Source organism: Nitratidesulfovibrio vulgaris str. Hildenborough, from assembly GCF_000195755.1.
GTDB classification, from domain to species: domain Bacteria; phylum Desulfobacterota; class Desulfovibrionia; order Desulfovibrionales; family Desulfovibrionaceae; genus Nitratidesulfovibrio; species Nitratidesulfovibrio vulgaris.
The window spans coordinates 2,999,015-3,012,998 of the sequence record NC_002937.3 but is presented as its reverse complement, the minus strand read 5'-3'; the positions used below and the strand labels follow the sequence as shown (position 1 = coordinate 3,012,998).

Genomic DNA, 13,984 nt, shown 5'->3' with positions numbered 1-13,984 from the left:
AGATGCGGAACGTTCGTTAATACGCGCATAACCCCTTTTTGGCAAGCCCCGTTCACAGCCGTTGCCCGAGACGCCCTGCTCATGTAGAACGCGCCCGTGCCGGCTGCGGGGAATGCCCAGCGCTACCCGCGTCGTGTGCAGCCACCACCTATGCCCCCATGGGGCGCATGTCAAGGAGAGCCTATGCCGCGAAAGGAACGTGCAGACCAGCTTGTACACGAGGCGGGACTTGCCGAAAGTCGTGAACAGGCCAAGCGCATGATCATGGCGGGGCAGGTCTTCGTGCTGCGGGGGCCCCTCGCCGCCCCGGTCGCCGAACCTGTGGACAAGCCCGGTCACAAGTTCGACCTCGACGCCCGCTTCGAAGTGCGCGGCCGCGAGCGTTTCGTCTCGCGCGGTGCCTACAAGCTGCTGACGGCCATCGACTATTTCAAGTTTGATGTGACGGGTTTCGTGGCGCTGGATGCCGGTGCCTCCACGGGCGGGTTCACCGACTGCCTGCTGCAGCACGGCGCGGTGCGGGTGTATGCCGTCGATGTGGGGCATGGGCAGTTGCATGAGAGGATGCAGGCCGACCCCCGCGTGGTGAACCTCGAACGTACCAACCTGCGCACAGCACCGGCGGACCTCATCCCCGAACAGGTGGACATCGTGGTGGCGGACGTGTCGTTCATCTCGCTGACGCTGGTGCTGGAACCGTGCATGCAGTGGCTGAAGCCCGGCGGGCGCGTGGTGGCGCTGGTCAAGCCGCAGTTCGAGGTGGGGGCGCACCAGACGGACAGGGGTGTCGTGCGCGACGAGGGGTTGCAGCAGGCGGCCGTGGACAAGGTGCTGACCTACTGCCGCGAGACGCTGGGGCTGGTGCATGAAGGCACCGTGCCTTCGGCCATCAAGGGCCCCAAGGGCAATCAGGAGTATCTCGTCTGTCTGCGCCGCGAGGCGTGACCTCTCGCGTCGTTGCGCTGCTGGCGTCGCCCGAGGTCATGCGGCGATACCCGCTGTGTGGTCGCAAGGGCCGGCAGTCCCGGCAGCGCGCCGGGGTCAACCGCGCATGCGGTGCATCATGCGCCTTGCCATGACGAAGGTGGCTGCCTCGCGTCAGAACATCCAGCCCCGTCCTCGCCGTCTGTCCGCGCTACAGGGCATCAGCCAAGGACGCTGCGCGCTAGGGTCGCCGCCGTGTCGAACACACCGTGTTCGTACAGGATGCGAAGCCCTATGCCGATGAGGACCACGCCGCCCGCAAGGGCCGCGCGTCTGCCGAGGCTTTCGGCCCGTGACAGCATCCTGCCCAGATGAAGCCCGGTGGCCGTGAAGAGAAGGCAGACGACGCCGATGACGATGGCGGGCGTGACGATGTCGATGCCCAGTACCGAAAGTGAAAGCCCCACGGCAAGGGCGTCGATGCTCGTCGCCACCGCCAGCATGATCAGCGTGAGGCCCCGGGTGGGGTCGCAGCGGTCGTCGTTCTCTTCCGTTTCCTCGAACGCCTCGCGCATCATGCGCACCCCGATGTACAGCAGCAGGCCGAAGGCCAGCCAGTGGTCCCATTGTTCGATGTAGCCGCGCACGGTCAGGCCCAGAGTCCAGCCTGCCACGGGCATCAGTGCCTGAAAGAGGCCGAAATGGAAGGCCAGCCGGAAGGTCTGGCGGGGCGAGACCTCGCGTAGCCTGATGCCGGTGGCGATGGCCACTGCGAAGGCGTCCATGGCGAGGGCCACGGCGACGGCGAGACATTCGAGGGTGTTCACGGCGAACCTTGCCTACACGGGCCGGGTTATGGTTTCGAGGTAGTCGAGCAGGGCCGCACGCTGGTCGGGGGCGAGGGGGGCCATGAGTCTGGCTGTCATCTCCCGGTGCCGGCGGGCGTGCCCTTCATACAGGTCCTGACCGAGGGCGGTGAGGCTGACCAGTGTGGAACGCTTGTCACGCTCGTTGGGGTGGCGTTCGACGAAGCCCTTGGCTTCGAGTCGGTCGATGAGCACAGTGACCGTACCCGTGGTCGTACCCATATATGACGCCAACTGCTTCATGGGCAGGGGGCCGTGCATGGCAAGACACCCCAGGGTGTGGGTCTGGGGCACGGTAAGCCCCTTCTCGCGCGCCACGTCGTGTTCCCATGAGAGAAGGCGTTCGTGAAGGGCCACGATGGCCTGTGAGAGTCGATCGGTAATCATGGATGTTCCGTTACGTGTGTCTGCAAATGTGGGGGCTGTATAGCCGCAGCCAGAGCGGGCTGCAAGCCATGGAGGCGGGTAACTTCTCAGGGTGTGCGAGGCGTCAGGCGGGCAGTAGCGTCAGTCCCCATCCTGCGACGGTGAGGAGAACGGCCCACAGCCATGCCCTGCATGCGGGCGCGAAGCATGGTCGCCATGCCTCAGGGGTGTCCAGCCCTCGCACTGCCAAGGCCACGGTCTGCTGCCATGTGCGTTGGCCGAGAATGCGCAAGATTGCGGCGGGCACCAGCGTCAGTCGTCGGCGCAACCCGCCGTGCGGCTGTCTGCGGGCTGCGCATTGCGTCACTTGTGTCACGGTGCGTTGTGTCAGGGGCAGGAAATGCAGCATCAGCGCCAGTGCCAGTGCGGGCCGCCATGCTGCGTCACCCATGAGGGGGCGCAGGGCCCATGCCAGCGCCAGTGCCAGCGCGCGGGGCGATACGGCAAGGGTGAGCACCATGCCGATGCCGCCCAGCACGGCGAGTCTTCCTGAAAGGAGTGCGGCCCCGGCAAGGGCGTCTGCCACGTCCGGCGTTGCGACGAGCATGTCCAGCGCGAACTTGAGCAGCCCCCAGAAGGCGCAGAAACGCATAAGCCCACGTACCATGCCGGGTGTGCGCCGTCGCCGTATGAAGGGGTGGGCCAGTGCCCCCATCACCCCCATACCGATGACTGCAAGCCCCATAGGTCCCACCTGCCAGACGAGGATGCCGTAACAGAGGGCCACCAGCAGCAAGGGCCGGGGGTCGGTGCATGGCGGTGCATAGGCCGCAGGGGCCGTACGGTCGGAGAGGGGGCTGGGGCGGGAAGCGTGCATGGCGTCTGCTATGCCTCAACCCTGTGTCGTGGGCAAGGGCCGGATGCGGGATGACGGCGTAAGCCCCGTTCGCTGGTCACGGTGATGTGCACGGGGCTTCGTGGCGTGTCCGGTGGCCCGGACGCGGGGCATGCTGCTGTGATGTGTGACGTATCTTCCTAAAGATAACGGGTACGTTTCGTGATGTTCGTCCCGGGTGCCTACCGGACACTTTCCGATTGTATCCATGTGGAAGACGTACCGGTCCTGCGAGGGCAGGTTGCAGTGGGGGGGCGTGAGGCGCAGAATGGGACGATGAAGCGCCATACAGTCCCCGACGACTCACCGACTTCCAACCGTGGACAGGGTCATGCGGCCACAGACCGCGTGGTGCCCTGCGCCGTGCCTGTGAAAGACCCGCCGCGCCTGTCGCGTCCTCTCATGCTTTCGCGGGTGGCTGCGGGTTTCCCGTCTCCCGCCGACGACTATATCGACCGCAGCCTCGACCTCAACGACCATATCGTGAAGCATCCTGCGGCCACCTTCTATGTCAGGGCATCGGGCGAATCCATGCTGGGCGCGGGTGTCCATGACGGCGACCTGCTGGTGGTGGACAGGGCCCTCGACCCCCGTCCCGGAAGGGTGGTGATCGCGGCAGTCGACGGTGAACTTACCGTGAAGCGACTGGTGCGCGAGGGGGGCAGGCTGCTGCTGGCCCCCGAGAATGCGGCGTATCCGCCTCTGGACATCACCGGTCGCGAGGATGTCGAGGTGTGGGGGGTGGTGACGCATGTCGTCCATGCCCTTTGAGATGACCGGGCCCTGTGACACGACTCGCCCCCTCGCCGCATCCTTGTCTGTTGATGCGAAGCGGGGCACGATGGTGCGCGGAGTTACGGCGTCGGCGGCAACAATGGCGAATGGCGCACGCCCAGCGGGGCGTCTCCGGTATTGCGGGGAGTGCCGGTGTGAGCACTTCTGAAGCACTCAAACCACCTGCTGCAGTGCATGGGCCGCCTGAATCACAAGAGCCATGCGGAACCTTCGGGCCAGACGAGACCACAGGGGCAACCTCGACGGCCGCATCACGCGGGGAGGCCCGACGCCTGCCGCGGGGGGGCGTCCTGTGGGCGCTGGTGGACTGCAACAACTTCTACGCCTCGTGCGAACGGCTTTTCAGGCCCGACCTCAAGGGGCGTCCGGTCGTGGTGCTTTCCAACAACGACGGCTGTGTCATCGCGCGTTCCGCCGAAGCCAAGGCACTCGGCGTGCCCATGGGGGCACCGGAGTTCAAGGTGCGCGACATGCTGCGTGCCCACGACGTGGCTGTGTTCTCGTCCAATTACGCCCTGTACGGCGACCTCTCGCAACGGGTCATGCGCACACTGGCGACGGTGGTGCCCCGGGTCGAGGTCTATTCCATCGACGAGGCGTTCATCCCGTTGCCTGCGGCACTTGCCGCCGACCCCGTAGCTGTGGGGCGCACCCTGCGGCAGCGCGTGGCGCAATGGGTGGGCATTCCCGTGTCGGTGGGCGTCGGCCCCACGCGGACCCTCGCCAAGCTTGCCAACAGGCTTTCCAAGCAGGACTCCGCGTATGGGAATGTCTTCGACCTGACCCCGGAGACGGTGGACATGGACAGGGTACTCGCCAGCGTGGATGTGGGCGATGTGTGGGGCGTGGGGCGCCGGAGTGCGGAGATGCTGCGGGGGCGTGGCATTCTCACCGCGCGGGCGCTGCGCGACGCAGACCCCCTGTGGGTGCGGCAGCGCATGACCGTCACGGGCTGGCGCACGCAGCAGGAGTTGCGGGGAATGCCGTGCCTCACGGATGACGACCTGCCCGTGCCGCGTCGTTCCATCCGCTCATCCCGTTCGTTCGGTCAGATGGTGCGCACCTTGGAGCCCCTGCGGGAGGCGGTCGCCACGTTCACCGCACGGGCGGTGGCCAAGGCGCGCGCCGAAGGGCTTGTGGCGTCGTGCATCGAGGTGCATATCCGCACGCCGCGGCACACCGAACGACCACGTTACGACGAGACGACGACCATCACCCTGCCTTGCCCCACGGCGGACACGGGCCTGTGCATACGACACGCCCTCACGGGGCTGGAGCGCATCTTCCGTGAGGGCTATCTCTACGCCAAGGCGGGGGTCACGCTGTTCGGACTCGAACCGGCTGCGGGGCGGCAGGGGAGCCTTCTCGACCTCCTCGACGGTTCGCACGAGCACAAGGCGCGACGCGAACGACTCATGGCCGCGCTGGATGCCGTCAACCTACGGCACGGGCGCGGGAGTATCCGCCACGGTGCGGAAGGCGACCCCGGTGCCGCGTGGCATATGAGCCAGAAGTACCGTTCGCCGCGCTACACCACGGCATGGGAGGAACTGCCCGAAGTGCTCTGCCGTTGACCTGCGCAGTGTCCGCCTGCGGCAGCCCCGGCATTGATGACGAGGCTGTTGTGGCGTACGGGAGGTGTCTTTCCCCCCGCGTCACGCGGGAGAGTCATGAAGGTCGCAGCCCATGCGACCGGGCAACGGGGTTGCCATCGCGAGGGGCGAAGTCTCGCTTCCCGGCGTACGGGCGGCGAGGACGGCGCACACCCTGCGTGAGGCGGCGTGTGCTGCCTTGCCGGTTTCCCCGGTACGGGGCTGCATAGCATTGTCGTTCGCGAGGACATGGAGGCATCATGAAGGATTTCGTCTATCATAACCCAACGGAAGTACGTTTCGGTCGGGGCGTGGTCGCGTCTCTCGGGGCACGTGTTCGCGCCGCGGGACTTTCGGCCGTTGTCGTCGTCGCGGGGGGCGGTGCTGCCCGTCGTTGCGGCGCATTCGGCGATGCGGTGACCTCTCTGGAGGCGGCGGGCGTAGCATGGACACCGTGCGAGGGGGTGCGTCCCAACCCCGACCTCGACGGCGTATTGCGTGCCGTACAGGCGTTGCGTGATGCGGGGGCCGGGGGCTTCGTCGCCGTGGGCGGCGGCAGCGTCATGGATACCGCCAAGGCTGCGGGTGTATGCGCCCTGCATGACGGAGACCCGTGGGACCACTTCACCCGTCGCACCACGGCGACCGCGGCGGTGCCGGTGTTCACCGTGCCCACCCTGTCAGGGACGGGGGCGGAGATGAACGGCACGGCCGTCATCACCAACATGGCGCAGCAGCGCAAATGGTCGCTGCGTGGCCCCACGCCGGTGGCGGCGTTCCTCGACCCGGTCTATCAGCGTGACGTACCCCTCGCGCTGGCGGTGGGCTGCGCCGTGGACGCCATGACGCACGTGCTGGAATTCGCGGTGGCGGGAACCCCCTGCGTGGATGCGAAGGCCCTCGATATCCCCGGTGGGACGTATTTCATGGAAGAGACGGTGCTGGCGCAGAACGAGGCGCTTCTCCGTTCCATCATCCGGTCGGTGGAGGTGTTGCGCCGCATACCCGGTGACTATGCGGCGCGGGCGTCGCTGGCGTGGGCTGCGGGCCTTGGCCTGTGCGGGCTGACCGGGGTGGGGCTTGGCGGCGGTTCGTGGGTCTCGCATGCCCTCGAACATGCGGTGAGCGGGCATTTCCCGCAGGTGCCCCACGGCCCTGCGCTGGCGGTGCTCTTCCCCTGCTGGATGGAGGAGGTCGCATCGGAGCACACTCCGATGTTCGAGCGCCTCGCACGGAACGTGTGGGGCGTGGAAGGCGCTGTGGAGGGCATCCGTGCCATGCGCGCCACCTTCGACCGCTGGGGTGCCCCGCGCCGTCTGGCCGCATGGGGCGTGGGCGAGGACGCCATCCCCGGTCTCGTCCGTGCCGCGCTGGAGTACCCCCGTCCGCTCGGCCTTGCCCCGGAACGGGTGGAGCGCATCTTCAGGAGCGCCCTGTAGCGCCTGCGCGAAGCGGGTTCTGCGTGGCCGGTCACGCACATCTACGCCAAGGGGCCGCGCATCATGCGCGGCCCCTTGGCGTAGTAGGCATTGATGCCATGGCAAAGTCGGTGTGCGGTCGCCGTCATCCTGCTGCCCAAGGCTTCAGCAACGGCAGGTTCCGCCCCTCGGGCATCCCTCGATGATGAGCGGCAGGCAACCCGCGGGAGCGTCTGCCGACCTTGGGGCATTCCCGGTCGAACGTCAGGGCAGCGCATGGTCGGGCGTCGTTCCCTGCCCGCACTGCCGCGGGGCTAGGCCTCGGGGGCATCGGCCCCGGCGGATGCCGTGCCGCGCTGCAACTCGGAGGCCTTGAGCTGCCCGCAGGCGGCCTTGATGTCCTGCCCCTTGCTCTTGCGGATGATGGCGGTGATGTTCTTCGACCACAGGTACTGCTCGAAGGCGAGAATGCGTTCCGGCGTGGGGGCGTCGTAGGGGTCGCCCTCGGCGGGGTTGTAGACGATGAGGTTGAGCTTGCCCTTGGTCCGGGAGACGAGGCGCACCAGTTCACGGGCATGTTCGATGCCGTCGTTCACCCCGCCCAGCAGAAGGTACTCGAAGGTCACACGTTCGCGCGTCTTGAGGGGGTAACTCTCCAGCGCGGTGATGAGGTCGTCGAGATGCCAGTGCGCGGCCTTGGGCATGATGCGCTTGCGGATTTCCTGATTGGGCGCGTGCAGCGAGACGGCAAGGAAGGCGAGACCGCTTTCGCCGAGTTCACGCAGTCCCTTCTCGATGCCGCAGGTGGAGACGGTGATGCGGCGTGGCGAGAACGACAGGCCGAATTCGTCGTTGAGTGTGCGCAGCGAGCGCATGACCTCGTTGAGGTTGAGCAGGGGTTCGCCCATGCCCATGAAGACGAGGTTGCGCAGGATGGGGTGGTCGGGGCGCGAGTCGCCGAGATGGGCGCGTGCGACGAGCACCTGCCCCAGTATCTCGCCCATGGTCATGTTGCGCTCGAACCCCATGGTGCCCGTGCTGCAGAAGGTGCAGCCCATGGCGCAACCCACCTGACACGAAAGGCACTGGGTGATGCGGAGCGTGCCCTCGCGTGAGGCGCTGGGGATGAGAACCGTCTCGACCAGCGCACCGTCGGCGAGGCGCAGAAGGAACTTGGTCGTGCCGTCGGCACTCTTCTGCACGGTCTCGACCTCGGGCCACGTGATGACGGCCTTTTCGGCCAGCCGGGCGCGGGTCGCCTTGGAGACGTTGGTCATCTCGTCGAAGCTGCGGGCGCATTTCTGCCACAGCCATTGCCATACCTGACGCGCACGGAACCGGGGTTCGCCCAGTTCAGCGGTCATGAAGGCTTCAAGCTCTTCATAGGTGAGGTTGAGGATGTCTGTCATGTTCCTCTGCCCTTGTGGGCTTGTGGTGTGACGCGCTTGGCGCGTGCTGCGAAAAGGGGAATCGCCAGCAGTCATGGCTGTCGTGGCGATGGCATGCGGTCGTTCATCGTACGCCTGCCGGCGCGGGACAGAAGGCCTGTGCCGTCCATCGGGTGCGCTTCCCTGATGTCGCCGTGAACAGGCGGGAGGGTGCGCAAGGTCGTCGAGTCCGGTGAAGGTGCGGGGAAGAGACCGAATGAACGGAAACCGTGTGGCGTGGCAATACGGGATAACGCGCCGAAGGGGAAGCCCCTCATGCGCGGTACGACCGGCGGGGAGTGACGCGCCCGGTGAAGGAAGACCGGGCCGGGAGGTTCTCCTCCCGGCCCGGAACGCTTCGTCTGCAAGGGCTTCAGGCCGTCAGGACTGCATCAGGTTCGAATCCGGCGCGGCAAGGCAGGGCATATGTGTGCGCTGCCGCCGCTACGGCAGCCCTAGCTGAAGTACTGGCGCTTGTATTCCTTGATGAAGGCCACGGCGTCGTTGACGTCGGCCACGGCCCCGGTGACCTGCGCGTTGAGCAGGGCATCGCGGATAAGGCCCACCTGCGGGCCGGGATGCAGACCGGTGTGCTGCATGATTTCGTTGCCGTTGAGCAGCGGTTCGAGCATCTGTTCCGGTGTGGCGGCGCGTTCGAGGTACTTCTGGTTGTGGTTGAAGTAGGTGTAGCTGCCGTCACGAGCCTTGATGTCCGCACGTGCCATCTCCATGAGACGCGGGTACTCATCCAGCGCGGCGAAGCGGCGGATGCCCTTGTCGGTGAGCATGAAGTGGAATCGCATGTGATGCCGCACGAGATGGCAGATGAGGTCGACCTCCTGCGCGGGCAGGTGCAGGCGGTGCAGCAGGCGGCGGGTGACCTTGGCCCCCACGCGGTGATGCTGGTAGAAGGTCCACTGCCCGTCGTGGAAGTCGGCGGTGAAGAGCTTGCCCACATCGTGGAAGAGCATGGCCAGCGTTCCGTACCAGTCGTGGTGGAACCCCTCTTCGGGGTAGTGGCGCATGCATTCGATGGTGTGGTCGAGCACCGTCTCGGTGTCGCCGCTGTCGTTGCGACTCTGGCGCACACGGGCGAGGGCCGCCACTTCGGGCAGCAGACCGTGCAGCAGCTGCGCGTCGAAGAGCAGGCGTACGAACTTCCACATGGTCTCGGCCTCGACCATCTGCCATTCGGCCACGATGTCGGACACCGGCACGTAGTCGAGCACGCGGCCCGCACTGCGCACGATGGCTATCCACGTCACGGGGTCGATTTCCATGTCGAGGTTGGCGGCGTAGCGTATGGCACGCACGGCAAGCAGGTAGTTGCGGCGCAGGGTCTCGTCGGGCAGGCCGCGCAGGCGGATGATGCCCTTGTCGAAGCTCTCGAAGTCGTCGCTGTCGTGCGGTGCGGCCGCACCATACGGCAGTGTGAGGCTCGAATGGGCCTTGCCCAGTGCCTGCAACCTCGCGACCATGTGCGGGGTGATGCGCATGAGCGTGCGGTCGGGGTACGACGACTCTTCGGTGTCGGTGAGGTAGAAGCGGTGGGCGACGCCGCCTTCCTCGAGCATCGCCAGCACGCCTTCCTCGTCGGAACGTGTCGCGTTGGGGAAGAGACGGGCGATCTCATCGAAGTCGCATTCGCAGGCGAGGTCGATCTCCATGCGCTTGTCTTCGGCCATGAGCTCGGACTGAAGGCGCATGTTGACGACGTAGGCGTCGTAACCGTTACGCAGGATGGTCTTGCAAATGGAGATGGCGTCCTTGAAAGGCTGCGTCATCCGTTCCTCCTGATCTTTATGAAGCCCCGGCTGGCAGGGCGGCTGTGCAAAACAGGTGAGCGGCGCGCACGGCGCGCCGCATCGGGATATTCCGCTACGGGTCTGCATCACAAGTGCGGGGCGAAATGTCAAGGGCGGCAGGGGGACGCAACCCGTCCTGCCACGCCCGTACCGTCACCTGCGCCTTGCAGGTGCTTCACCTCGGGACTGTTCCCTCTGTCTGTCGGGGCGAGGGATTCCCGGCCCGTGCCAGCCTGTGCCCGTCGTTGCCCGTCGTTGCCCGTCGGCGTCGGTTGTCGTCGGGCGTCCTTTCCACGTCAGGCGATGCGCCTGCCGCCCATCCAGTGGGCCTTGACCCTGCCGGTGAGCGTATGGCCGAGGAAGGGCGTGTTGCAACTCTTCGAGTGCATGGTCTCACGCGACACCACCCACGCCTCGTCGGGGTCGAAGAGGAAGAAGTCCGCGGGGTCGCCCGGTTCGAAGCCGTTGCGGGGCAGTCCGAACACGCGGGCGGGTTCGCGGTTCCACAATCGCACGAGGTCGCCCTCGGTGAGCAGCCCTTCGCGCACCAGCCCCCACGTCAGGGCCACGGCGGTGTCGAGACCGGAGATGCCGTTGGGGGCCTCGTCCAGCGGGGTCTCCTTCTCATGCGCCGCGTGCGGTGCGTGGTCGGTGACGAACATGTCGATGACACCGCTTTTGACGGCCTCACGCAGGGCCGCCACGTCGTCGGGGGTGCGCAGGGGCGGGTTGACCTTGGCGTTGGTGTCGTAATTCTCCAGCGCGGTGTCGTCGAGAATGAGATAGTGGGGGCAGGTCTCGGCTGTGACGGGCACGCCCCGCACCTTGGCCCACGCGATGAGTTCCACCGAACGGCGGCACGAGATGTGCGCAAGGTGGATGGGCAGCCCGAGATAGTCGGCCAGCAGGATGTCGCGCGCCACGTGCAGCGCCTCGCCCACGTCGGGCTGGCCCTTGACGCCCACGCGCCCGCTGGTGGCCCCTTCGTTCATGTGCGCGCCCTTGGCCAGATAGGGGTCTTCGCAGTGGTCGATGACCACGCGGCCGAGGTCGGCGGCGTACTCCACGGCACGGCGGAACATCTCGGTGTCGGGCACCGGTGCACCGTCGTTGGAGAAGGCGGCGCAGCCCGCGGCGGCGAGTTCGGCCATGGGTGCGAGTTCCGTACCCTTGAGGCCCACGGTGGCTGCTCCCACCGGGTACACGCGCGGCCCGTGGGGCCAGTGGCGCAGGGACGTCTCGATGATGTGGCGCGTGACGGCGGCATCGTCGTTCACGGGCCTGGTGTTGGCCATGCACATCACCGCACCGAAGCCGCCGTGGGCTGCTGCGGCGAGGCCGGAGGCGATGTCCTCCTTGTACTCGAAGCCGGGTTCGCGCAGGTGGACGTGCGCGTCGATGAAGCTGGGAAAGAGGATGTGCCCCCCGGCGTCATGGACGGTGGCGTCGGCGGGGGTGTCGAGGGTGCCGTGCTCGCCGATGGCGGCAATGACGCCATCCCTTGCGATGAGGTCGACGGGGGTGCCCAGCAGGCGGGCGTTACGCAGGAAGAGGATGTCGGACATCAGCGGCCTCCGTCCGTTCGGGTTGCGAGAAGGAAGAGGATGGCCATGCGCGTGGCGACCCCGGCGGCGACCTGGTCGAGGACGAGGCTGGCGGGGGCGTCTGCGATGGACGAGGCGATTTCGAGTCCGCGATTCATGGGGCCGGGGTGCAGCACCTTGGCCTCCGGCTTCGCCAGTTCGAGGCGGCGCGGGGTGAGGCAGTAGCGGTTGGAGTATTCGCGCAGGTCGGGCAGAAGTCCCGCCTGCTGGCGTTCCAGTTGCAGGCGCAGGCACATGACCGCGTCGGCGTCGCGCACGGCGGCATCGAGGTCGGTGAACACCTCCACGGGCCAGTTGCCCACGCCCGCGGGCAGAAGGGTGCGCGGGGCGCACAGTCGCACGCGCACACCCAGCGAGGTGAGCAGCTTCACGTTGGATCGTGCCACGCGGCTATGGGCGATGTCGCCGAGGATGCACAGCGTGCGTCCCTCGAAGGTGTCGCCCCATACCTGACGCAGCGAATAGCAGTCGAGCAGCGCCTGTGTGGGGTGTGCGTGCCAGCCGTCGCCCGCGTTGACCACGCCGCAGGCCAGCCGTTCGGCGAGAAAGCGCGCCGCCCCGCTGGACGAGTGGCGGATGACCAGCACGTCGGGGTTCATGGCTTCGAGCGTGAGCGCCGTGTCCTTCAGGCTCTCGCCCTTCTGGAGGCTCGACCCGCTCTTGGCGAGCGAGAAGGTGTCGGCCGACAGACGCTTGCCCGCCACGTCGAACGAGGTCTTGGTGCGTGTGCTGGGTTCGGCGAAGAAGAGGATGACGCTCTTGCCCTTGAGTGTGGGCACCTTCTTGACCGGACGGCGGTTGATCTCGTGGAACTGTGCCGCCGTGTCGAGGAGGTGGAGAAGCTCGTCCTTCGAGAGCTGGTCCACGTCCAGCAGGTCCTTGTGGGGCCATAGGCTACGGGTCTCGTTCTGCATGGTGTCCACTGGGTTATGCGGTTGCCGGGATGTCCCGGGAAAGGTCGTCGGGCAGGAGGGCGAAGGCCGCGCGTCTGCCGGGTTCGAGCGTGCCGAGGTGGGCGAGTCCGAGCGCCGCGGCGCCGTTGACGGTGGCCATGCGCAGGGGCGCGGCGGCGGGCAGGGCCGCCATGTCGCGCAACGTGCGTACCTCGTTCCACAGGTCGAGGTCGTGGTTCGAGGCGAGGCTGTCCGTGCCGCAGCAGAGGCCCACTCCGGCTTCGATGAGCTGGCGCACGGGCGGTGCGCCCTCACCGATGACGGCGTTGGAGCGCGGGCACAGGCAGGCCCACGTGCCCGAGGCGGCGAGCAGGGCCGCGTCATCGGCGGTGCACTGGGTGCAATGTACGGCCACGGTCTGTTCGTCGAGCAGACCCAGTTCGGCGGCGTAGCGCACCGGGGGCACGCCGGGGGCCTCGAAACCTTCGGGCAGCACGCGCACGGCCAGCATGTCGGCGAGGGCACCCTTGCCCGTGGTCAGGAACTCCACCTCGTCGGGATGTTCCGCCAGATGGATGGAGAAGGGGCGACCATTGCGCGAGCACCATCGCTTGGCCACGGCGAGGGTGACCGGGTGCGTCGAGAAGAGGGCGTGTCCGGCCAGTGCCGCCTGTCGCATGAAGACGTCGGGCGGCAGGGCACGCGCGCTGTCGGGCCACAGGGCGTCGCTCACGGGCGGGTCGGGCAGTGTGTAGCCGAAGCATTCGCAGAAGAGCGTGGCCCCTATGTCCGCAGCGGCAAGGGCGGCTGCCACCTGCGGTGTGGCCCTGTTGCCCACGTCGCCCACATGGGCCGTGCCGCAATCTGCAAGTTGCCGCACGGCGGCATCGAGCGCGTCCTGTGTGAGAGGATGCGTTGCGAGAGGAAGCAGACTGCGCACCCACGGTACGAAGCCCGCACCCTGTACGGTGCTGCCTGTCAGGTGGGCGAGTTCGAGGTGCCCGTGGGCGTTGACCAGACCGGGAACGAGGGTGACCTCGCCCATGTCGGTGAGCGGGGTGGCGGCCCTGCGACGGAAGTGCCCATAGGGTTCGACGGCTTCCACGAAACCGCCCCGGGTCACGATGACGGCGTCGTCGTGTACGCGGGGCGGAGAGAACAGTTCTCGCGCGGTTCTTGACGGCCCCTCTCCGGCGAGGGGGATGATGCGTCGTGCGCGGAAGGCTCGTTGCATGGCTTGTCGATGAGGCTCGGGGTTGTCGGGCGTACGCCCACACGATACTCTTCCACAACAGCGGGTCGATGTAAAGAAAAGCCGTGTAACGCCGTCTGGGTTATGCCATCAGGATACAGGCCCGTAGGGTACGCAAGGCCTGCGGCCCGCGGCCCCGGCGTCACC

Annotated in this window: 12 protein-coding genes; 4 read left to right on the top strand and 8 right to left on the bottom strand. The window is 67.0% G+C overall.

Translation table 11 applies throughout. From position 1 onward, the window contains the following. Nucleotides 1-183: 183 nt before the first annotated feature. Nucleotides 184-945 (top strand): TlyA family rRNA (cytidine-2'-O)-methyltransferase, encoded by a 762-nt coding sequence (locus DVU_RS13650; RefSeq protein ID WP_010940171.1) that lies wholly within the window; start codon nucleotides 184-186, stop codon nucleotides 943-945. 200 nt (nucleotides 946-1,145) lie between these two features. Here DVU_RS13650 and DVU_RS13645 read toward each other — a convergent pair whose 3' ends face one another. The 3 genes from DVU_RS13645 to DVU_RS13635 form a co-directional block, all read right to left on the bottom strand. Continuing rightward, a complete protein-coding gene (locus DVU_RS13645) occupies nucleotides 1,146-1,751 on the bottom strand; it encodes a manganese efflux pump MntP (protein ID WP_010940170.1) in 606 nt (201 codons plus the stop codon). Nucleotides 1,752-1,763: 12 nt separating this feature from the next. After that, the gene (locus DVU_RS13640; protein WP_010940169.1) at nucleotides 1,764-2,177 is read right to left on the bottom strand and encodes a MarR family winged helix-turn-helix transcriptional regulator; all 414 of its coding nucleotides are present in this window, start codon (nucleotides 2,175-2,177) and stop codon (nucleotides 1,764-1,766) included. A gap of 103 nt (nucleotides 2,178-2,280) precedes the next feature. Further along, nucleotides 2,281-3,033, bottom strand: a complete 753-nt coding sequence (locus DVU_RS13635) for a hypothetical protein (RefSeq protein WP_010940168.1) — start codon at nucleotides 3,031-3,033, stop codon at nucleotides 2,281-2,283. Between the two features lie 420 nt (nucleotides 3,034-3,453). Between DVU_RS13635 and DVU_RS16890 the strand changes: the two genes are divergently transcribed. The 3 genes from DVU_RS16890 (at nucleotide 3,454) to DVU_RS13620 (ending at nucleotide 6,877) form a co-directional block, all read left to right on the top strand. Beyond that, on the top strand, nucleotides 3,454-3,822 hold the full coding sequence (locus tag DVU_RS16890) for a LexA family protein (protein WP_219995814.1): 369 nt from the start codon (nucleotides 3,454-3,456) through the stop codon (nucleotides 3,820-3,822). 158 nt (nucleotides 3,823-3,980) lie between these two features. After that, the gene (locus DVU_RS13625; RefSeq protein ID WP_317623781.1) at nucleotides 3,981-5,420 is read left to right on the top strand and encodes a Y-family DNA polymerase; all 1,440 of its coding nucleotides are present in this window, start codon (nucleotides 3,981-3,983) and stop codon (nucleotides 5,418-5,420) included. 278 nt (nucleotides 5,421-5,698) lie between these two features. After that, nucleotides 5,699-6,877, top strand: coding sequence for an iron-containing alcohol dehydrogenase (locus DVU_RS13620; protein ID WP_010940165.1), 1,179 nt, complete (start codon nucleotides 5,699-5,701; stop codon nucleotides 6,875-6,877). Between the two features lie 293 nt (nucleotides 6,878-7,170). Here the strand turns inward: DVU_RS13620 and rlmN are convergent, their stop codons facing one another. The 5 genes from rlmN to DVU_RS13595 all read right to left on the bottom strand — a co-directional run bounded on the left by rlmN (nucleotide 7,171) and on the right by DVU_RS13595 (nucleotide 13,819). Further along, nucleotides 7,171-8,265 (bottom strand): 23S rRNA (adenine(2503)-C(2))-methyltransferase RlmN, encoded by a 1,095-nt coding sequence (gene rlmN / locus DVU_RS13615; protein WP_010940164.1) that lies wholly within the window; start codon nucleotides 8,263-8,265, stop codon nucleotides 7,171-7,173. Nucleotides 8,266-8,738: 473 nt separating this feature from the next. Beyond that, the gene (locus DVU_RS13610) at nucleotides 8,739-10,067 is read right to left on the bottom strand and encodes an HD domain-containing protein (RefSeq protein ID WP_010940163.1); all 1,329 of its coding nucleotides are present in this window, start codon (nucleotides 10,065-10,067) and stop codon (nucleotides 8,739-8,741) included. Between the two features lie 317 nt (nucleotides 10,068-10,384). Next, nucleotides 10,385-11,653 carry a dihydroorotase gene (locus tag DVU_RS13605; protein ID WP_010940162.1) on the bottom strand — a complete coding sequence of 423 codons (1,269 nt, stop codon included), beginning with the start codon at nucleotides 11,651-11,653 and terminating at the stop codon, nucleotides 10,385-10,387. Further along, a complete protein-coding gene (locus DVU_RS13600; RefSeq protein WP_010940161.1) occupies nucleotides 11,653-12,606 on the bottom strand; it encodes an aspartate carbamoyltransferase catalytic subunit in 954 nt (317 codons plus the stop codon). The genes DVU_RS13605 and DVU_RS13600 overlap by 1 nt, the downstream gene beginning before the upstream one ends. 13 nt (nucleotides 12,607-12,619) lie before the next feature. Further along, a complete protein-coding gene (locus tag DVU_RS13595) occupies nucleotides 12,620-13,819 on the bottom strand; it encodes an amidohydrolase family protein (protein ID WP_010940160.1) in 1,200 nt (399 codons plus the stop codon). Nucleotides 13,820-13,984 lie beyond the last annotated feature (165 nt).